Source organism: Mesorhizobium sp. WSM4976 (assembly GCF_029625685.1).
In the GTDB taxonomy this organism is placed as follows: domain Bacteria; phylum Pseudomonadota; class Alphaproteobacteria; order Rhizobiales; family Rhizobiaceae; genus Mesorhizobium.
This window is the reverse complement of record NZ_JARTVT010000025.1, coordinates 75503-93340: the sequence shown is the minus strand read 5'-3', so window position 1 is coordinate 93340 and position 17838 is coordinate 75503. Positions and strand designations below refer to the sequence as shown.

Sequence of the window (17838 nt, the reverse complement as noted above, 5' to 3'; positions counted from 1 at the left end):
GAAGCCCAATGCACATCGAGCGGATCAACGTCTATTCGGCACAGCTGCCGGTCAAGAACGGCGTCTACCGCATGGCCAGCGCCGATGTGGAGGCGCTGGACTCCACACTGGTCGAGATCATCACCGATGACGGGCTCACAGGCTGGGGCGAGACCTGCCCGATCGGCCCCGTCTACCAGCCGCATCATGCTCTCGGCGCCCGCGCCGCCATCGCCGAGATCGCACCGGGGCTGATCGGCTCGGAGATCGCCTCGATCAGGCTGCTCGCCAAGCAGATGGACGAGCGGCTCAACGGCCACGGCTATGCCAAGGCCGCCTTAGACATGGCGTTTCTCGACCTGATCGGCCAGAAGCTCGGCGTGCCCGTCTCGACGCTCTTGGGCGGCGCGCTGACCGACCGCGTGCCGGCCTATTGTTCGCTGATCGTCGGGGAGCCGGAGGAGACGGCGAGGATCGCCGCCGACAAGGTGAAGGGCGGCTATCCGCGCCTGCAGGTGAAGATCGGCGGGCGCAATCTCGAGGAAGACGTCGCCGTTGTCCACAAGGTCTGGGAAGCGGTCGGCTACAAGGCGCGGCTGGCGGTCGACGGCAACCGTGGCTTGACGGTGGCGGCCGCGATCCATCTCGACCGGCTCTGCCAGGCGATCCCCTTCGTCTTCGAGCAGCCCTGCAACACGATGGACGAAATCGCGACGCTGAAAGGCCGCCTCACCCATCCCGTCTATCTCGACGAAAGCACCGAGGACCAGAATGCGGTGCTGCGCGCAATCTCCATGGGGATTGCCGACGGCTTCGGCTTCAAGGTGACGCGCCTCGGTGGGTTGACGAAGATGGCGACTGTGCGAGACCTTTGCGCCATCCGCTCCCTGCCGCACAGCTGCGACGACGCCTGGGGCGGCGACATCATCGCGGCGGCCTGCGTGCATCTTGCCGCCACCGTCGAGCCGCGCCGCATGGAAGGCGCCTGGATCGCCCAGGAATACATCGAGGGCCATTTCGACCAGAAGCACCCAGTCGTCATCAAGCAAGGCTATATCGACGTGCCGCAGCGGCCGGGGCTGGGCGTGAAACCCGAGCCCGGCATGTTCGGCAAGCCGGTCGCGATTTACGGGCCGTAGGCCGGTCGCCGACGATACGGATCGTTCCGCCCTGTCCCGCGTTCTTGTGACACACAAGGAGGAATGGCGATGGACGACGATCGGATCGAGAAGATCAGGCAGCGCGCCTATGAGATCTTTCAGCGCGAGGGCGGCATCCTCGGCAATCATGAACGACACTGGCACCAGGCCGAGATGGAGATCGACCGCGAAGCCGCCCTGCCGCTGACGGCGGACGATGCCCTGCCCGAAACGCGCGAGATCGACAGCGCCGATGTGCTGACGGTGGAGGCTCTTGCCATGCGCACCGGCATTTCGGGCGACGAGGCGCAGGAGCTGCTCGACCGGCTGGGCAACGACCGCGCCGCGATCGAGCAGGCGGCGCGGAGCCTGCAGGCGAAACGGCGCAGCTGACGAGCCGGCAACCAACCTATCCGCGGTGAGAGCCACGGGCATGCCCAGGCATGCCCCGGCGCCCGCGCCCGGCGTGCGCTCTCAGGCGCGCTGGTCGCGCTTGTCCTCATACTCGTGACGGGATGGACAGCGCTTCACCGAGCGACGTCGGCTTTTCGCTCCATCGCCGGAACCCTCGGGCCGATCAGAGGTTCATCCCCTGTAAGATCACAGGAGATGCGCCATGGACCACACCAGCCACGCAAGACTGACCAATGCCGAGCTCACGCCCGACATCCTCGAAGGCGCGACCATCTATGGGCCTGATGACGAGAAGATCGGCTCCGTCGATCACCTGCACGGCAGCCAGGTCGTCATCGATGTCGGCGGCTTTCTCGGCATCGGCGCCAAGCCGGTGGCCGTCACCGCCAGCCAGCTCGACTTCATGCGCGACGAGGACGGCGACGTGCATGCCGTCACCAGCTGGACGAAGGACCAGTTGAAGGCGATGCCGGAACATCGCGACTGAAGCGCAAGCGCTCGTGAAACGAACCCGACCCGGCAATTGCCGGGTCTTTTTTTGGAGGCGGCGCGGTCGAGCAGCTCGCGCTCGGCGGCCTGCATCTGGCCGCCGTGCTCAACGAGACGTTGGCGGTGGACAAATAGAAGCTGCGCAGAAATCAGGCTGCGGGCAAACTAGCCGATGCACGGCATCGGGTGAAGATGGCAGCGAACCCCGGCTCTTCAGCCGCTATCGCCCTTCTCGGTCAAGGCACGAACTTCCGTCGGCGTCATGCCGTAGCGCAGCCGGAACTGCCGATAGAAAGTGGAAGGCTCGTTGAAGCCGACCTCAAAGGCAATGTCGGCGATGCGCCGCAGCAACTGTCGGCGGTCGGTGAGGCAGCTATGGACATAGGCGAGCCGCTCGCCGTTGACATAGTCCGAAAAGCTTGTGCCCTCCCCGGCAAAGAGCTGGCGGACATAGCGCTCGCTGATACCGAATTTGCGCGATATCTGCCCGGCGTTGAGCCCGGGATCGGTGAGATTGCGGGCGATGTGCTGCTTGATGGCTGCAAGCCTCGCGGCGCGGACGCCAGGGGGATGCGTATGGGCCTCCATGCCACCGAAGGACACGGCAAGAAGATCGGTGATATGGCGGGACGCGAGAGGTGCGAGCGTCTCGGGCTCCTCGATATGCAGGAGCGACCAGAGGTAATCGAACAGCAGCCGATGGGCTGGAAGCGTACGGCCGAGAGTGTCGGGACGCACGTCGTCGAGGTTCTTCACCAGCGGGGCCAGCAGCGAGCGCTTGAACTGAAGCGCCATGGTCCATTGCGAATCCTCGCTGACGACCGAGTAGCGACGGTCCATCGGGAAGATGGCGGCGGTGCCGGGATCCGTGCTGAAGTCGCCACGCCCGGGCATGGTGAGGCGGTAACCGCCCTTTTTCCAGGACAGGATGATGTCGTCGTTGCCGTCGGCCATGAGCTCGCTGTTGCGCTCCCAGATCATGGGAGAGACAGAACCCTTGGTGAGACTCATCTCCGGCAGGAGCAGGGTACGGGCCGAGAATTTGAGGGGCACGTCGGCACGCGGCGTGATGTCCAGCCGCATCTGGATGCGCCCGTAGCAATCGCGAATGAACTCGTCCCGATGATCTTCGGGAATGTCGTCCGCCGAGAATGTAGCCACCCGATCAGCGCTCGCCATCGTGCTCCCTGTCGAAGACCGCCTGGAGTTGGACGGTGCCTGCCCGCAATTGGCGTTTGCCTGTCCGCTGACGCTGAGAATCCTCATTTCCGCTCTGGATCGAGCCTGATCCCAAATGGTCTCTCAGCTTTCTGAAAATGAGTTAAGTGTGACAATTTTGCAAGACTGAAATTCCGGAGCAACAACTGTTCCGTTATTGCAATTTTGACTTCCGTCTTCGCCACACGCACCCGGATTTTCTCTGCTAGCGGTGCGTTGAAGGGGCGGCACTCGATTTTCACGTCCGCGATGAACGGACATGTCTTCGCAAGTTGGCTGACGGCCCCGGAGACCCGCTCATGGATGAGCGGGAAGGAATGTGGACGCAATTTCGAAACTAGCAATCCAACGAGGAACGTATCCGATGAAGATCATACCCACGTCCATGGCCGCCATGGCAATCGTCCTTGCCGCCGGCAGCGCTTTCGCGGCCGATGCGCTCGCCCCGGAAGCGGCCCCGATGCCGCCGGCGGAGGAGAGCTTCAGCTGGACGGGGCCCTATTTCGGCGGGTTCGGTTCGTTTGCGGTTGGCGACATGAACCTCAATTCGCGGCAGATCTTCGCCGATGGCAACCCGCCGCCGATCAACGGTGCATTCGAGATTTCCGCGAGCGGCTTCCTCGGCGGCATCCAGGCCGGCTATGACCGGCAGTTCGCCGACCGCTGGGTGATCGGCGCCGTGGCGGACATTGCCGCATCCAGCTACGGCTCTTCGGTCACGGCTTCGGTGGACGGCACCGAGATCTTCAATGGCGAAGTGGACCTCAAATATCTTGGCACCGTTCGCGCGCGGCTGGGGCACGCTTGGGACCGCACGCTGATCTATGGCCATGGCGGCCTTGCCTTCGGCAAGACCGAGCAGACGCTGACGGTCGGCGGCACGACCGTCTTCAACGAGAAGCAGACGCGGGCCGGCTGGACCGTCGGCGCGGGCATCGAGCACGCCATCACCAATCACCTCTCCTTCGGCACCGAATATGCTTATGTGGACCTTGGATCGAAGCAGATACTCGACAATGGCGAGGGGCTGACGGTCAAGGACGACGTGGCTTTCCACACGTTGAAGGCCTTTGTGAACTTCCGTTTCTAAGCACGTAGCGAACGCTCGGCTTCGCTGTGGATAGATAGCGACTGGAAGATGTCATCCCGGCTGGCCGCACGTCGATGATTTCTTGCTGAAGGCCGCCCCGGCAAAAAAACGCCCGCTCCGGCATGCCGGAGCGGGCGGAAGTTCCTGCGCAGGAAGCCTACTTGCAGTCTTTCAGCAGCTTCAGCGCCTTTTCGGCATTGGCCTGTGACGTGTAGGCCTTTGTCCCCGCGTCGGTCAGTTTCTTGCCGTCGGGTTTCGTGGAAACCACCGAACATTTCTTGGTCGTTGCGTCCTTTGCCACCCAATATTGCGTGGCGGCAAATGCCGGCATGCTGACAAGCGCGACAACCGAAGCTGCAACCAGAACCTTACGTATCATGGCGTTCTCCCAAAATTGTGGATGGCCCGGCCTGCCCATCCCTGAAGCGCCGATGCCCCAATAGGAGGAGCGGGCCGAGCCGGCGGCCAGCGGTATCGCGAATTTACCGCCTGGGGCAATTTACAAAAATGTAAAGTTTGGCCGTGCGTTTGCGGCGCGAGACGAAGCTATCGGCGCACCACTGCAACAAGGCTGGCGCAGAGGCCGACATTGAGCGTGGCGGCAGCCGCGAGAGCGATCAGGACGAGATTGCCGCCGCCCACGCCAAGAAGCAGCGCTCCAATGGAAGGAGCCGCCGCCTGGATGATGAGGCTGGGCGTCGCGAGCTTGCCCATCAGGGTTGCGTATTGCTGCGGATTGAACAGCACCAGCGGCAGCGCGCCGCGCGCGATCGTATGGATGCCGTTGCCGGCACCGTAAAGGATCAAAGCGAGGGCAATGAAGGTCTGGCTCGTCAGGAGCAGCCAGATTCCGGCCGCGAGCAGTGATACGGATGCCAGCATCGTCCAGATCGGATGATGCCGGTTGCGGCCGATCAGCAGCTCGGCTACCCGCGCGCCCACCTGTGAAGGGCCGACCAGGGCGCCGAGGCCGACTGCGGCCGCCAGTCCGATGCCGCGCAATTGCAGCAGCGTCAACAGGTGAACGGAGAGCGTGGATGCGATCATCGCGGCCAAGGTCTGAATCGATGCCAGCAGAATGAAGCGCGTTCGCGTCCTGCCCGTGGCCGACGCCTCCTTCGACCTGTCTCTCACCGGCATTGGCGCCGCGGGCGGAGGCGGCGGAATCACCCAAAGGTGGAGCGGCAAGCAGATCGCCAGATGGATCGCGGCATAGGAAAGGCAGGCGACGCGCCATCCGCCATGCTCGACCAGGAAGACGCTGAGCGGCCAGCAGACGGTGCTCGCGAAGCCGCCGAAGAGCGTCAGGTTGGTGATGGCGCCGCGCGCGCTTCCTCCGTAGAGCCGCCCTAGCGTAGCGAAGCCAGCGTCGTAGAGACTGCTCGACATGCCAAGGCCCATCAGCAGCCAGGCAACCAGGTAAAGCGGATAGGCGGTTGCCGTCGCCAGCAACGAATGCGCGGCCGCCACCAGCAGCGAGCCGGCGGCGAGCACCGGACGGCCGCCGTGGCGCTGGATCAGTTGGCCGGTGACGGGGGATACAAGCCCGGCAAGCAGCAGCCCGCAGGACAACCCGGCAACGACCGAGGCGACCGACCAGCCGGTATCCTTTGCAATCGGCGCGGCAAGGACCGCTGGCAGATAGTAGGATGATCCCCAGGCGAGGATCTGCGTGATTCCGAGGGCCGTGACGACAACATGACGGTTGCGCTGGACGGGCGCAGGGGCTTCGGCCTTCACGGATTGCTCAAAGCCCATTATCAATCGAGCCTTGAAAGGGGAGCAAATGCGTATCGCGGTAATCGACCAGGCCGAAGCAACGGCGCAGCTCGACGCCCTCGCCGGGCTCTTGATGCAGAGCATCGAGGATGGGGCACTCGTCGGCTTCGTCCTGCCGTTCGACGCCGAACAGGCCCGGTCCTATTGGCAAGGCATCCTCCCCTCGCTGACGGACGGGGAACGTCTTCTCATCTGCGCCTATGTCGAGGACAATCTCGTCGGCACCGTCCAGCTCTATCTGTCGCCGGAACCAAATGCGCTGCACCGGGCGGAGGTTTACATGCTGCTCGTGCATCGAGATTTCCAGCGGCAAGGCATCGGTTCCGCGCTCATGGCGTCCCTGGAAGACGAGGCAAGGAAGAGAAAACGCTCCCTTCTCCTTCTCGATACCGCCGAAGGGGGAGCAAGCGAGCGGCTCTATCGGCGAATGAATTGGCGGCAAGTCGGCGTCGTGCCGCATCATTCCGTCGACCCGTTCGGCAAACCAAGGGCCTCCATCTATTTCATGAAGCATCTGGCGCCCTAAGCGGGAGGCCGGGATCTTTTGTTTTTTCGCAATTCGGACGGAAAGCCGCTACGCACTTTTCCCGGAATTGGCCGTATAGGCGACCTGCTCGCCGTCCTCCTTGATAAACTCCCGCACCGGATTGTCGAGCAGCGGCAGCACCGCTTCCGATGGCCGGCACAGTCTTGTCCCTTTCGGCGTCTCAACGATCGGCCTGTTGATCAGGATCGGATGGGCGAGCATGAAATCGATCAGCTCGTCGTCACTCCATTTCGGATCGGCGAGACCGAGCTCGGCGTAGGGCGTTCCCTTCTCCCGCAGCAATTGACGGGGCGCGATCCCCATCGCTGCGATCAGTTCGAGCAGCCGCTCGCGGCTCGGCGGCGTCTTCAGATATTCGATCACCACCGGTTCCTCGCCGCTGGCGCGGATCATGGCGAGCGTGTTGCGCGAGGTCCCGCAAGCGGGATTGTGGTAGATCGTGACCGTCATGGCTCTGCTTTCAGTGGCTGGGATTGCTGAACGGTTTCGGGCTTGAGCAGCCAGCCCATGAGCGCAAGAGCGACCAAGGCGCCGAGCAGTTCGGCGATGATGAAGCCCGGCAGGTCGACCGGCCTGATACCGGAGAAGGTGTTGGTGAGCGAGCGCGCTACGGCAACGGCAGGATTGGCAAAGGACGTGGACGCCGTGAACCAATAGGCCGCCGTGATATAGAGCCCGACCAGCCACGGCACGGCCCGCCGTTCGAAGCGAATGCCGGCGAGAATGACGGCGACAAGGCCGAATGCCGCGACGCCTTCGGAGAACCATTGCGCCGGCCCGGTCCGCGGCTTCGTCGCGATCTCCAGAACCGGCAGGGCGAACATGAGATGCGCCGCGGCCGCGCCGGCGATGCCGCCGATAAACTGCGCGACGAGATAGGGCGGGAGATCGCGGGCAGGCAGCGACCGGTTGAGGCAGCACACCAGTGAAACGGCTGGATTGAAATGCGCGCCGGAGATCGGCCCGAGGATGGTGATCAACACCACCAGCATGGCGCCGGTCGCGAGCGTGTTGCCCAGCAGCGCCAGCGCGGTGTCATGCGTCAGCGTCTCGGCCATGATGCCGGAGCCGACGACCGTCGCCACCAGCAGAGCGGTGCCCAGGGCTTCGGCGGCGAAGCGCCGCGACGGGTCGAAGCCGGTCATCGGCTGGCCCCGGGGCGGGCGAGGCGCACGGCGATCATTGCCGGGTCCCCTCGCCCGGCCGACAGCAAGGCGCGGCAAGCGCCGGCGCGCAGATTTCCGGACGGCCCGAGCAGCAATCCTCCATCAGGAACCGGATCAGCCCGGATAGCGCGTCGTATTCGGCGCTGTAGACGATCGAGCGGGCATCACGCCGCGCGCTCACGAGACCGGACCGTTCCAGCTCCTTGAGGTGGAAGCTGACATTGGAGGGCGAGACCTCGACCTGTTCGGCCAGCGAGCCGGCAGCGATGCCTTCCGGTCCGGCAACGACCAACAGGCGCAGCAGGCGCAGGCGGGTTTCCTGCGACAGCGCGCCAAAGGCGATCAGGGCTTGACGTTCATCCACGTTTCAATAATCCTTGAAATATTGAAATGAGGAATAGCCGACATGCTGTCTTCTGACAACCCGAAAAAAGTCACCCCGGTCGACCCGTCCGACTTGACCATCGGCGACCTGCTGGTGGCGCTGGCCGATCACAAGGACCGGCCACTGGTGTTCCGCTATGACGGGCGGCCGGTTAAACCAGGCTATCATGTCACCGAGGTGAAGGCGGGGCAGTTCTCGGCGCTGGATTGCGAGGCCAATCCGGAATCATGGTCGGAGATCTTCGTCCAGCTATGGGACGTAGACGAAGGCGGGCCGGTCCATATGCCGGCCGGCAAGTTCGCGGCGATCATCCGCAAGGTCTCGGATCACGTAGCCCTCGACCAGTCGGCGAAACTGACCTTCGAGGTCAGCGACGGCGTCCGCCCGATGGAACTGCACCGCGCGGCTCAGCCAAGCGTCGTTGGCGGCGCCATCGAGGTCGAGCTTTCGCCACGGCCGGCGAGCTGCAAGCCGCGTGACCGCTGGCTGACGGGACAGGCGGCCATGGGAAACGCGTGTTGCGGAGAGAGCCGCTGCTGCTGACCCGGCGAACGACGCCGCGGTGTGCTGCCGTTTCAGAATCTGATCAGGCCATTGGCCTGCAACAAATAAAGACCCACGAGAACGATAGCGGTCAGCGCCACCCAAACGGCTGTCCTGCTCATGCGCGAAGTCCCAGTTGATCGGCCCCAATGAACGCACGCGCCGCGGTTCCCATGTGCCGGGTTGCATGCCGCCCGGGCAGGATCAAGTCACGAACTGCTGAGGACGGCCCATCAGTCCCTCGGCGCGTTGCTGTAGAGCGCCACGCCGATGCGGTCGTTGCGACGCCATCGCACCAAGGCGCGATAGGTTATATCGTCGGCTGGAACCTCGAGCAGGAAGCGTTCCGGTATGTCCGTATCGGCGGGGACGCGCAGTTCCGCGCCCTGCTCGTGCTGATTGCGGACCGAGCAGCCGACTTTTACGGCCCCGGCAATGATCGTGGCTTCCTTGAGCACGAATTCGCGCACATGAAGACGGCGCTCGGTCTCGGGATAATTGGCCATATCCGGCGGGCTCCTAGGGCAAGGGTTTCCTCGCCACGGGGCAGCACGATAGCAGCGATGCGTTTCCGTTCCGTTAGCGATCGCTGAAACGACGAGCCTTGATACAGGTGCTGACGGTTGTCGAAGCTTGAGGGGATCCGCGCGGGATCGACCCGCGCCCGACCGTCTAGCCGCCGGCGATCACCCCGCTCGCATGCAGCACCCAGCGGCGGCCGTCGCTGCGGAACTCGGTGAGCGACAGCGGCTCGATGTCGATCTTCCAGACCGAGGAGAGCGGCGCGCCCAGCACATGCACGATGGCGGCGCGGATCGGCACGGCATGGGTGAGCGCGATGGTGTGGCCGCTCTCGCCGGCCGGGCGCTCCATCAGCGCAGCAACCCGCCGGGCGACGGCGGCAAGCGATTCGCCGTCATGGGGCGCGGCGTCCGGATCGGCGAGCCAGGCTGCCATGCCTTCCGGGTCCTCGGCCCGCACCTCCTCGAAGCTTCGGCCGGCCCAACGCGCGAAATCCTGTTCGGCAAGCAGCGGCTCGACCGTCGCTTCCAGGCCAAGGGCCTCGGCCGTCCTGCGCGCGGCAAGCGCCGGACTTGCCCAGACGCGGTCGGCCCGGCGCAGCGACGAAGCGAGCGCGCCGGCGCGGTCGAACGCGCTCGGCTCCGGCGCCTCGTCCTTCGGAAAACGGCCCTTGCGCATGCCGGGCGTCGCGCCGCTTGCGATCATCGTCAGGCGGGCGAACATCCCAAAACTCCGTGGTCCAGTGAAATTTCGGCCGCGCGAAGCCGCGTTGGCCATTACATGTCGTTGACAGGCGAACGAAGTGCTGACAAGTGTTTTAGCGCTATACGGGATTGGAAGCCGGTGCGAGTCCGGCACGGTCGCGCCACTGTGATCGGCACCAGCCGAAAGTCAGGCCTTATCCCGCAGCACAGTTGGATCAACGGGACGCAGCATCCCACAGGAGGTCAAATGTCCGACACCACCTTCGCCCCGACCTACGGCCCGGTTGCGATTCCCGTCCGCGAGCTTCTGCCCTGGGCCATCTTCGCCGGCCTGATGCTAATGCTGATGATCTATTTCGTCGGCGCGGAAGAAGGCGCGACCTCGCTGATCCGTGGCACGGCGGTGCACGAATTCGTGCATGACGGCCGCCACCTGCTCGGCTTCCCCTGCCACTAGGCGGTTTCAGCCTCGCTGAACCCGCTTTCCATAAAGGGTTAGTGACATGGTCGGAAAACTTTTGCTGCGCGGCATGCTTGTCGGGCTTGTGGCGGGGATTCTGGCGTTCGCCTTCGCGCGTGTCTACGGCGAGCCGCAGGTTGACAAGGCGATCGCCTTCGAGGAACAGCAGGCCCAGGCGGCCGGCGGCGCGCCGGAGCCCGAGATGGTCAGCCGCGCCACGCAGGCAGGCATCGGCCTGGCAACCGGCGTGCTGGTCTATGGCGCGGCGCTCGGCGGGCTGTTCTCGCTGGTCTTTGCCTATGCCTATGGTCGGCTGGGCTCGCTTGGGCCGCGCGGCACTTCGGCGCTCATCGCGCTGCTCGGCTTCCTTGCCGTGATCGTGGTTCCGAGCCTCAAATACCCGGCCAACCCGCCCGCGGTCGGCAACGCCGAAACGATCGCCTACCGGACCGAGTTGTTCTTCATCATGATCGTGGTTTCGATCGTGGCGATGGTGGCAGCGGTTGGCCTTGCGCAGCGGCTGTGGAACCGGCTGGGCGCCTGGAATGCCTCGATCGTCGCGGCGCTCGCCTTCCTGGTGGTGTTCGCGCTGGTGAAGGCAGCTCTTCCTGACATCAACGAAGTGCCGGAGGACTTCTCCGCGACGGTGCTATGGCAGTTCCGCGTCGCCTCGCTCGGCATGCAGTTCGTGCTGTGGACGGTCGTCGGCCTCGGCTTCGGCGCCGCCGTCGAGCGCCTGGTCGCGGTGCGCGACCAGGGCGGCTCCGCCCGCCGCTACGCCTGAACCCATGCCTTGGCCGCCACGGTTGCTTGCCCTGGCGGCCAAATCGGCTCAACGGTCGACACGACCGCTGAGCCGATCTGGTCTTTTGTTTTCTCGCAATTCCGGACGGAAAACCGCGGCACACTTTTCCTGGAATTGCTCGGTTGCAGTGCTGCTCGCCCTGCTGGCCACATCAGCGCAAGCGCATAGCGGCTCGTCGGCCCCGCCTCCCCCGGGCATCCAGATCCCCGGCCTCACCCACGGCCAGATGGCGGTGATCGCGCGCTATCGCGGCGACATCCTCGACCTTGCCCAACGCCAGACCGTGACCGACCCGACCTTCAGGCGGCTCTACAATCACGGCAATCTGCAATTCACCTACTGCCTCTGGGGCCTGATGCCGGGAAGCCTCGGCGACGAGCAGAGCCCCTTCAACGAATGCAGCCACGCTTATCTCGCCGCGGCCAAGGCGCTGCTCGCCTATATGGCCACGATGCCAGCAGCCGAACGCGAGGCGAAGGCGCTGATCTCCGACATCGACGCCGACATGGTGCGCAGCGGCGCGTCGTGGATCCTTTGCCAGTTCAGCGACGAGGCCTTCAGCACCGGCGCGGTGATCGAACCCAGATGGCGGGAGATGGTCTTCCACCTGCCCAGCCTGGCGGCGCTGCTTGCGACCATCGCCGCGCTGATCGGGGCCGGCTGGTCGATCTTCGGCGCGCCGCGTGGCGGCACAGACTGGGGCAATTCCAGGAAAAGCGTGTAACGGTTGGGCCGGGGGACTTCGCCGTACCTTCGTCTTGAATTGCGTAAACCGCGCTAGCTGTCCGCCGCAAGCCGGCGTAAGAAGCGCCACCCACCTGACGTCCGCACGGACCCGCAGCCACCAACCATGTTCGTCTCCGAAGCCCTTGCCGTCACCGCCGCCATGTGCAGCGCGCTGAGCTCCATGTTCCTCAGCGAGCTCAAGGGGCGGGTTCCCCTCCTCCAGCTTGCCCGCTGGCAGATGCTCGCGACCTTCGTGATGACCGGCTCGGTGTCGCTGGCGATCGGCGGCTGGCACACGATCGGACCAAGGGAGTTCTGGTTGCTCGCCGGATCTAGCTTCGCCGGGATCAGCATCGCCAGCACGACCTATTTCGCGACCATCTATTCGGTCGGCCCGCGCATCACGGCGCTGCTCTTCTCGCTCACCTCGCCTTTCGCGCTGGCGCTCGGCTACCTCGTGCTGGGTGAGACCATCGGCCGCTGGCAAGCGCTGGGCGTGGCGCTGGTGCTTGCGGGCATCGTGCTTGCCATCGGCATGCCGCGGCGGTTCCGCAAGCGCGGCGAGCTGGCGCCGGCCATGCCGGTCGTCACCCCTTCCACCGTGCCCGTCAGCACCGTGCCCGGCCCGCCGCTCACCGGCCGCATGGGACCAGGCATCGTGCTCGGCGTCACGACGGCGCTCGGCCAGGCGATCGGCACCCTTCTGGCGCGGCCGGCCATGGCGGCCGGCGTCGAGCCGTTCACGGCCATGGCGCTGCGCTCCGGCCTCGCCGTCATCCTGTTCATCGCGCTCACGGCAACGCCGTTCGGCAAGGGCAAAAGGGAGGCCGTCCAGTTCGGCACGGTCGGGCTCGCCGTGCTGTCCGCCTTCGTCGGCACCTCGCTCGGCATGTCCTGCCTGATGGCCGCGCTGCGTACCGGCAATGTCGGCATCATCTCGACGCTGTCGTCGATGACGCCGGTCATCATCCTGCCGATGGTGTGGCTGCGCAGCGGGCGAAGGCCGACCGCAGCCGCCTGGGCCGGCGCCCTGCTGGCGATCGCCGGCACGGCTCTGATCAGCGTGCGGTGACGCGTTGCGCGTGAGGCTCGAGCCGAAACAGCGAAAAACACGTAAGCCGGCGACCTGGGCGACCAAGTGCGCATCACAATTGCGCGAGCGTGATGACATCTCGGAACGGCAGACGTTTTCCACTTGGGCACCTGGGCTGAACACAGGAGCAAATCATGCGTGGAACAATCATAACTGGCCTCGCGCTGGCAGCCTCCCTTGGAATTGCCCAACCCTCGCTTGCCGCACCCGACTGGAAGGCGGTACAGCAGGCACTGGGGAAATCCGGCCAAGAGGTATCAGGGGGCATCTATCGGGTCGGGCTTCCTCGTTCGGACCTGAAAGTCACCCTCGACGGCTTGGAACTCAAGCCTGCCTTGGCGCTCGGTTCGTGGCTCGCATTCAAACCCATGGGCGATCACGACGCCATGGTGATGGGCGATCTCGTGTTGACAGAACCCGAGATCGGCCCGGTGATGATGAAACTGATTGAAAGCGGCATCGAGGTCACCGCCCTTCACAATCACCTGCAGAGGGCCAAGCCAGAGACGATGTACATGCACGTCCTGGGGCAAGGCGATCCGGAAAAATTGGCCACAGCGCTGCATTTGGCGCTGCAGCAAAGTGGAACGCCACTGTCGGACGCACCGGCGAGCGCCGCCGCTGCTTCCAAAGCGATCGATCTGGACACGCAAACCATTGACAAGGCGCTTGGCCACAAAGGCAAGGTCAACGGCGGGGTTTATCAGATCAGCATCCCGCGCGCGGAGACCATCAAAGACGATGGCATGGACGTGCCCGATGCAATGGGCTCCGCGATTGCCATCAACTTCCAGCCCACCGGCGATGGCAAGGCCGCGATCACCGGCGATTTCGTTTTGATCGCATCTGAAGTGAATCCGGTGCTACGAGCTTTGCGGGAAAGCGGGATAGAGGTGACCGCCGTGCACAACCACATGCTCGACGAACAACCCCGGCTGTTCTTCGTGCACTTCTGGGCAAATGACGATGTCGGAAAGTTGGCCAAAGGGCTGAAGCTGGCGCTCGATCAAGCACACCTCAGGACGGGTAGCTGATCTTTCACGGCCGGCCGAGGCAGAGTTCAGACACCTCTGAACTGCAAGAGCCAGCGGGGCTACCGCCAGGTAAATCTCGCGCTGCTTGTCAAAGCGCGCCTGTATCATTCATGCGCGTGCTCGTGGTGATGCCCTTCCGGTTCCGCCATGGCGAAGGGCAGGTCCTCGCTGTCCTGACCGGCCGCAAGCTGCAGCCTGGCGCTGAACTCATGCGGCTCGGCCGGAGCGACGAGGCTTTGCAGATAGTGGTGGTCGCCGCCGACCGGAGACAGCGGCAGGCTTTCGACGGCGCCGCCCGCCCTTTCAATGGCGACGTTTGCCCGCAGGCCCTCGGCATGGCGCGAGAGACGCAGCCGCATGCGCTCGCCCTGGGGCGTGTCGACGATCTCGAGCAGCCCGCAGGCCAGCTTGCCCGACACCAGGAACGGGTCAGGCGCATGGTGGTGGCCACCCTCGGCGCCGGGCGCGGCAAAGCGCACCGTGGCGACGTCGAGCGCGGGAATGTGCGCGAAGAGCTCGGCCTTGAGCGAAGCGGCAATGTTGTTGGCGGCGGCGAGCAGCAGCCCGTCATTGACCGCGATCTCAACATCGACATGCAGCTTGTGGCCGAGCCAGCGGGCCTTCGCGTCGACCACCCTGTCGATCCCGGCCACATGGTCGGCCGCGTGATGAACCTCGTCGAGCAGCCCCGGCTCCACTCCGTCGAGCATGCGCGTCAGCACGGAACGCGCCGACTGCCAGACGATGCCGAAGATGGCGAGGGTGATCAGCAGGCCGATGATCGGGTCGGCGAGCGGGTAGCCAAGCCAGACGCCGATCGCGCCGGCAACGACGGCAAGGCTGGTCAGCCCGTCTGTGCGCGCGTGATAGCCGTCGGTGATCAGGGCCGCGCTGTTGATCTGGCGGCCGACGCGGATGCGGAAGACGGCCACCGCCTCATTGCCGAGGAAGCCGATGACGCCGGCCGCGGCGAGCCAGCCCAGGAAGCGCACCGGCTGCGGATTGAACAGGCGATCGATCGCTTCGTAACCGGCAACCAGCGCGCTGGCCAGGATGATCAGCACAATGGTGATCCCGGCAAGGTCCTCGACGCGGCCGAGGCCGTAGGTGAACGTTCGAGTCGGCCTGCGGCGCGCCAGCACGAAGGCGATCCAGAGCGGAATGGCGGTCGTTGCGTCGGCGATGTTGTGGATGGTGTCGGCAAGCAGCGCCACGCTACCCGAAAAGACGACGACGGCGAGTTGCAGCGCGGCCGTTATCGCCAGGATGACGAACGACCATTTGATCGCCCAGATGCCGCGCGCAGTCGTGGCGATCGTCGCGTCGATCACGCCATGCGTGTGCCCGTGCGTCCCGTGATGGTCATGGCCGTGCCTGCCATGGCCGTTCCCGCCATGGCCATGTCCGTGCGAGCCGAAGCCGAACCAGTCGAGAATCCTCGTCAACATGAGCCGCCTCACAGATATTTGGTGAGCTGCTTCAGCTCTTTCAGCGTATCCCTGGTCGGCTCTCCGCCCTCGACAAGGCAATGCTCCATATGGTCGTGGATAAGCTCGCGCTTGGCGTTGCCGACGGCACTTTCGACGGCATGGAGCTGTTGCGCGAGGTCAAGGCAGGAACGGCCCTGCTCGAACATGGTGAGCACCGCCGCGAGATGGCCGTGCGCGCGCTTGAGCCGGGCGATGATGTCGGGATGGGAGCCGTGTATCGTCATGGCACCGATCCTATCCCCCAGGGTAGGATATGGCAATCAGGCGAAAGACCACCTCCCGCTGTGTCAGCGGATCCGCCTATCCCGAACTTGGACGTCATATCGCCCGATCAGGCCGACTTGCGGGCAGGCTTGGCATTCGAGGGCGCCTTTATGCCTTCCTTGGCAAGGCTCTTCCTGAGCACCGAGGCGAGGTCGACGACATTTTCCTTTGGCGGTGGCGCGGCCTTCGGCGGTTTCTTACCCTTGCGCTTGGCATCGATCATCGCGATCAGCGCATCCTCATAGGTATCCTCGAACTTCGAAGGATCGAACTTCGTCACCTTCTTGTCGATCAAAAGCTCGGCAATCTCGAGCAGGTCCTTGTCGTATTTCGGTGACGTCAGGTCTTCGAAGACGCTCTTTTCCGAGACCATCTCGTCGCGGGTGCGCAGTTCGGTGAGCAGCATTCCCTTGCCGAAAGGCTCGATGACGACCTCGCGGCCGCGCTGGTAGAGCACCACGCAGGATCTTGCGGCGACGCGCTTCTTCTTCATCGCCTCGCGCAGCACTCTGAACGCCTCGAGCGCGGCGCCATCGGCGGGGACGAGGTAATAGGGCTTTTGCAGATAGCGGGTGTCGATCTCGTCAAGGGCGACGAACTCGTCAACCTCCAACGTATGCGCCGAGGTGAGCTTCAGCTTCTTGATCTCATCCGGCTCGATCTCGATGAAATCGTCCTTCTCCACCTCGAAGCCCTTGGTCTGGTCCTCAGTCTCTACGATATCGCCGGTCTGCTCGTCGACGTAGGCGCTTTTCACCGGCAGGCCGTCCTTGCGGTTCAGGATCTTGAAATGAACTTTTCCGGTTTCGCTGGTCGCGCCGACCAGCTTCACGCCGCACGACACCGACCCGACCTTGAGAAAACCCTTCCAGACCGCGCGTGGCGCAACCATGTGCCATTCCTGTTGTCGTTGCGATCAACAGGAACATCTGGCGACCCGCGTGGTTCCGCGCGGGCCAAGCCACAGCAAGACGGCAGGCATGATTCGCTGATATGATCCGTACGGCGGCTCGCGCTCTAATGGTTGAGGTTGTTCCATGTCGCTCGTTTACAGACCTGCTCGCGCCGATGACCTGGCCGCGACCGATGCCATGGTGGTCGGCAGCATCAATGAGCTTACCGTTCGGCACGGCTTCGGCCCGATGGCGGCGACGAGTCCGCCCAATTTCCAGTTGTTCTCACTCGAGGACGACCCCGACGGCCTGTGGGTGGCGGAAGACGACGGGGAAATTGCGGGCTTCGCCTGGAGCTGGGCCTGCGGCGACATCTGGTTTCTCGCCCAGCTTTTCGTAGATCCTGGCCGACAAGGCCACGGCATCGGGAATACGCTGCTGGAGCGAACCATGCAGCACGCCCGCAAATCGGGCGCAGTCCACAGGGCGCTCATCACGTTCACCTTCAACCGTGTCTCGCAGGGCCTTTACATGCGGCACGGCTTGTTTCCCAAAACGCCGATCTACTTTCTCGGCGCCGCGCGCGAACAAGTGACCAAGGCGTTGCCTCAATCGCCATTGCGCGCCATCGAAATGGACGGCAGCGCCGCGACAATGGAAAAACTCATCAAGATCGACGCCAGTGCCCTGGGCGTCTCGCGGGAGAAGCACCACCGCTATCTGCGCACCGATTCCGCGACGACAGGTGTCTTGCTCCTCGCCGGGAGCGAGGCGATCGGCTACAGCTATCTCAGCGCCGGCGGGCATATCGGGCCCCTGGCGGTGACGCGGCCGGATTTTCTTCGTGATGCCTTCGCAACGGCATTGCGGCTGGCGGCAGATCGCTCGGTCGAAAAGGTATCAGCCTTCCTCCCGGGCACATGCGAGAGCGCGCTTGCCCTTGCGGTCGATCAAGGGATGCGCATCACCTTCCCGATGCTGTTGATGGCATCGCCCGGCTATGGCGGCTGGACGCAGTATCTGCCGCGAAATCCCGGCTTCATGTGATCGGCCGGGCCGTGGCGGCAGGCACGGCAGAGGCAACCAAACACTTGTTTT

The 17838-nt window shown here is 64.3% G+C and carries 23 protein-coding genes and 1 riboswitch; of the genes, 12 read left to right on the top strand and 11 right to left on the bottom strand.

Features of this window, described 5'->3' with window-relative positions; translation table 11 throughout:
• Window positions 1–8: 8 nt before the first annotated feature.
• From P9272_RS27040 to P9272_RS27030, 3 genes are all read left to right on the top strand, one after another.
• Window positions 9–1118, top strand: a complete 1110-nt coding sequence (locus tag P9272_RS27040; protein WP_278162930.1) for a mandelate racemase/muconate lactonizing enzyme family protein — start codon at window positions 9–11, stop codon at window positions 1116–1118.
• Between the two features lie 69 nt (window positions 1119–1187).
• Window positions 1188–1511: a DUF2934 domain-containing protein gene (locus P9272_RS27035; RefSeq protein ID WP_278162928.1), complete on the top strand. Its 324-nt coding sequence runs from the start codon at window positions 1188–1190 to the stop codon at window positions 1509–1511.
• Between the two features lie 223 nt (window positions 1512–1734).
• Complete coding sequence (locus P9272_RS27030; protein WP_278162926.1) at window positions 1735–2019, top strand: PRC-barrel domain containing protein; 285 nt, start codon at window positions 1735–1737, stop codon at window positions 2017–2019.
• Window positions 2020–2234: 215 nt separating this feature from the next.
• Here P9272_RS27030 and P9272_RS27025 read toward each other — a convergent pair whose 3' ends face one another.
• Window positions 2235–3200: an AraC family transcriptional regulator gene (locus P9272_RS27025; protein ID WP_278162924.1), complete on the bottom strand. Its 966-nt coding sequence runs from the start codon at window positions 3198–3200 to the stop codon at window positions 2235–2237.
• Window positions 3201–3603: 403 nt separating this feature from the next.
• On the opposite strand from P9272_RS27025, the gene P9272_RS27020 reads away from it, so the two are divergent.
• Entirely contained in the window at window positions 3604–4329 is a 726-nt protein-coding gene (locus P9272_RS27020; RefSeq protein WP_128260805.1) for an outer membrane beta-barrel protein, read from the top strand.
• 157 nt (window positions 4330–4486) lie between these two features.
• On the opposite strand, the gene P9272_RS27015 is transcribed toward P9272_RS27020, so the two are convergent.
• Both P9272_RS27015 and P9272_RS27010 read right to left on the bottom strand, forming a co-directional pair.
• Window positions 4487–4708, bottom strand: a complete 222-nt coding sequence (locus P9272_RS27015) for a hypothetical protein (protein ID WP_128260804.1) — start codon at window positions 4706–4708, stop codon at window positions 4487–4489.
• Window positions 4709–4875: 167 nt separating this feature from the next.
• Window positions 4876–6069 (bottom strand): MFS transporter, encoded by a 1194-nt coding sequence (locus P9272_RS27010; protein WP_278162921.1) that lies wholly within the window; start codon window positions 6067–6069, stop codon window positions 4876–4878.
• A 46-nt stretch (window positions 6070–6115) separates the two neighbouring features.
• On the opposite strand from P9272_RS27010, the gene P9272_RS27005 reads away from it, so the two are divergent.
• The gene (locus P9272_RS27005) at window positions 6116–6634 is read left to right on the top strand and encodes a GNAT family N-acetyltransferase (RefSeq protein ID WP_128260802.1); all 519 of its coding nucleotides are present in this window, start codon (window positions 6116–6118) and stop codon (window positions 6632–6634) included.
• A 48-nt stretch (window positions 6635–6682) separates the two neighbouring features.
• Here P9272_RS27005 and arsC read toward each other — a convergent pair whose 3' ends face one another.
• The 3 genes from arsC to P9272_RS26990 are packed head-to-tail and all read right to left on the bottom strand — an operon-like array spanning window position 6683 to window position 8185.
• Window positions 6683–7105 (bottom strand): arsenate reductase (glutaredoxin), encoded by a 423-nt coding sequence (gene arsC, locus P9272_RS27000; protein ID WP_128260801.1) that lies wholly within the window; start codon window positions 7103–7105, stop codon window positions 6683–6685.
• A complete protein-coding gene (locus tag P9272_RS26995) occupies window positions 7102–7800 on the bottom strand; it encodes an MIP/aquaporin family protein (protein ID WP_278162918.1) in 699 nt (232 codons plus the stop codon). The genes arsC and P9272_RS26995 overlap by 4 nt, the downstream gene beginning before the upstream one ends.
• Window positions 7801–7834: 34 nt before the next feature.
• Window positions 7835–8185, bottom strand: a complete 351-nt coding sequence (locus P9272_RS26990) for a metalloregulator ArsR/SmtB family transcription factor (protein WP_128260799.1) — start codon at window positions 8183–8185, stop codon at window positions 7835–7837.
• A 42-nt stretch (window positions 8186–8227) separates the two neighbouring features.
• Between P9272_RS26990 and P9272_RS26985 the strand changes: the two genes are divergently transcribed.
• Window positions 8228–8749, top strand: a complete 522-nt coding sequence (locus P9272_RS26985) for a DUF6428 family protein (RefSeq protein ID WP_278162916.1) — start codon at window positions 8228–8230, stop codon at window positions 8747–8749.
• Between the two features lie 233 nt (window positions 8750–8982).
• Here the strand turns inward: P9272_RS26985 and P9272_RS26980 are convergent, their stop codons facing one another.
• On the bottom strand, window positions 8983–9255 hold the full coding sequence (locus P9272_RS26980) for a PilZ domain-containing protein (RefSeq protein WP_128260797.1): 273 nt from the start codon (window positions 9253–9255) through the stop codon (window positions 8983–8985).
• Between the two features lie 166 nt (window positions 9256–9421).
• Window positions 9422–9994, bottom strand: coding sequence for a histidine phosphatase family protein (locus P9272_RS26975; protein ID WP_278162915.1), 573 nt, complete (start codon window positions 9992–9994; stop codon window positions 9422–9424).
• A gap of 85 nt (window positions 9995–10079) precedes the next feature.
• Window positions 10080–10224: riboswitch (adenosylcobalamin (AdoCbl) riboswitch) on the top strand.
• On the opposite strand from P9272_RS26975, the gene P9272_RS26970 reads away from it, so the two are divergent.
• From P9272_RS26970 to P9272_RS26950, 5 genes are all read left to right on the top strand, one after another.
• Window positions 10223–10432, top strand: a complete 210-nt coding sequence (locus P9272_RS26970; protein WP_128260795.1) for a CbtB domain-containing protein — start codon at window positions 10223–10225, stop codon at window positions 10430–10432. It overlaps the preceding riboswitch by 2 nt.
• A 46-nt stretch (window positions 10433–10478) precedes the next feature.
• Window positions 10479–11219 (top strand): CbtA family protein, encoded by a 741-nt coding sequence (locus P9272_RS26965; RefSeq protein WP_278162913.1) that lies wholly within the window; start codon window positions 10479–10481, stop codon window positions 11217–11219.
• A 148-nt stretch (window positions 11220–11367) separates the two neighbouring features.
• On the top strand, window positions 11368–11964 hold the full coding sequence (locus tag P9272_RS26960; RefSeq protein ID WP_278162911.1) for a hypothetical protein: 597 nt from the start codon (window positions 11368–11370) through the stop codon (window positions 11962–11964).
• Between the two features lie 126 nt (window positions 11965–12090).
• Window positions 12091–13038, top strand: coding sequence for a DMT family transporter (locus P9272_RS26955; RefSeq protein ID WP_278162909.1), 948 nt, complete (start codon window positions 12091–12093; stop codon window positions 13036–13038).
• Window positions 13039–13193: 155 nt separating this feature from the next.
• Window positions 13194–14093 carry a DUF1259 domain-containing protein gene (locus tag P9272_RS26950; RefSeq protein ID WP_278162908.1) on the top strand — a complete coding sequence of 300 codons (900 nt, stop codon included), beginning with the start codon at window positions 13194–13196 and terminating at the stop codon, window positions 14091–14093.
• Between the two features lie 104 nt (window positions 14094–14197).
• On the opposite strand, the gene P9272_RS26945 is transcribed toward P9272_RS26950, so the two are convergent.
• From P9272_RS26945 to P9272_RS26935, 3 genes are all read right to left on the bottom strand, one after another.
• Window positions 14198–15541 carry a cation diffusion facilitator family transporter gene (locus tag P9272_RS26945; RefSeq protein WP_278162907.1) on the bottom strand — a complete coding sequence of 448 codons (1344 nt, stop codon included), beginning with the start codon at window positions 15539–15541 and terminating at the stop codon, window positions 14198–14200.
• A gap of 8 nt (window positions 15542–15549) precedes the next feature.
• Window positions 15550–15807 (bottom strand): metal-sensing transcriptional repressor, encoded by a 258-nt coding sequence (locus P9272_RS26940; RefSeq protein ID WP_128260789.1) that lies wholly within the window; start codon window positions 15805–15807, stop codon window positions 15550–15552.
• Between the two features lie 107 nt (window positions 15808–15914).
• On the bottom strand, window positions 15915–16739 hold the full coding sequence (locus P9272_RS26935; protein WP_278162906.1) for a Ku protein: 825 nt from the start codon (window positions 16737–16739) through the stop codon (window positions 15915–15917).
• Window positions 16740–16884: 145 nt separating this feature from the next.
• Between P9272_RS26935 and P9272_RS26930 the strand changes: the two genes are divergently transcribed.
• A complete protein-coding gene (locus P9272_RS26930) occupies window positions 16885–17787 on the top strand; it encodes a GNAT family N-acetyltransferase (RefSeq protein WP_278162904.1) in 903 nt (300 codons plus the stop codon).
• The last annotated feature ends 51 nt before the right edge of the window (window positions 17788–17838 follow it).

Coding starts and splice junctions, on each gene's coding strand:
- arsC (WP_128260801.1), bottom strand. CDS start 7,105: ATGACGGTCACGATCTACCACAATCCCGCTTGCGGGACCTCGCGCAAC.
- P9272_RS26950 (WP_278162908.1), top strand. CDS start 13,194: ATGCGTGGAACAATCATAACTGGCCTCGCGCTGGCAGCCTCCCTTGGA.
- P9272_RS27040 (WP_278162930.1), top strand. CDS start 9: ATGCACATCGAGCGGATCAACGTCTATTCGGCACAGCTGCCGGTCAAG.
- P9272_RS27015 (WP_128260804.1), bottom strand. CDS start 4,708: ATGATACGTAAGGTTCTGGTTGCAGCTTCGGTTGTCGCGCTTGTCAGC.
- P9272_RS26995 (WP_278162918.1), bottom strand. CDS start 7,800: ATGACCGGCTTCGACCCGTCGCGGCGCTTCGCCGCCGAAGCCCTGGGC.
- P9272_RS26955 (WP_278162909.1), top strand. CDS start 12,091: ATGTTCGTCTCCGAAGCCCTTGCCGTCACCGCCGCCATGTGCAGCGCG.
- P9272_RS26980 (WP_128260797.1), bottom strand. CDS start 9,255: ATGGCCAATTATCCCGAGACCGAGCGCCGTCTTCATGTGCGCGAATTC.
- P9272_RS27030 (WP_278162926.1), top strand. CDS start 1,735: ATGGACCACACCAGCCACGCAAGACTGACCAATGCCGAGCTCACGCCC.
- P9272_RS26930 (WP_278162904.1), top strand. CDS start 16,885: ATGTCGCTCGTTTACAGACCTGCTCGCGCCGATGACCTGGCCGCGACC.
- P9272_RS27025 (WP_278162924.1), bottom strand. CDS start 3,200: ATGGCGAGCGCTGATCGGGTGGCTACATTCTCGGCGGACGACATTCCC.
- P9272_RS26945 (WP_278162907.1), bottom strand. CDS start 15,541: ATGTTGACGAGGATTCTCGACTGGTTCGGCTTCGGCTCGCACGGACAT.
- P9272_RS26935 (WP_278162906.1), bottom strand. CDS start 16,739: ATGGTTGCGCCACGCGCGGTCTGGAAGGGTTTTCTCAAGGTCGGGTCG.
- P9272_RS26975 (WP_278162915.1), bottom strand. CDS start 9,994: ATGTTCGCCCGCCTGACGATGATCGCAAGCGGCGCGACGCCCGGCATG.
- P9272_RS26985 (WP_278162916.1), top strand. CDS start 8,228: ATGCTGTCTTCTGACAACCCGAAAAAAGTCACCCCGGTCGACCCGTCC.
- P9272_RS27035 (WP_278162928.1), top strand. CDS start 1,188: ATGGACGACGATCGGATCGAGAAGATCAGGCAGCGCGCCTATGAGATC.
- P9272_RS26940 (WP_128260789.1), bottom strand. CDS start 15,807: ATGACGATACACGGCTCCCATCCCGACATCATCGCCCGGCTCAAGCGC.
- P9272_RS26965 (WP_278162913.1), top strand. CDS start 10,479: ATGGTCGGAAAACTTTTGCTGCGCGGCATGCTTGTCGGGCTTGTGGCG.
- P9272_RS26970 (WP_128260795.1), top strand. CDS start 10,223: ATGTCCGACACCACCTTCGCCCCGACCTACGGCCCGGTTGCGATTCCC.
- P9272_RS27005 (WP_128260802.1), top strand. CDS start 6,116: ATGCGTATCGCGGTAATCGACCAGGCCGAAGCAACGGCGCAGCTCGAC.
- P9272_RS27020 (WP_128260805.1), top strand. CDS start 3,604: ATGAAGATCATACCCACGTCCATGGCCGCCATGGCAATCGTCCTTGCC.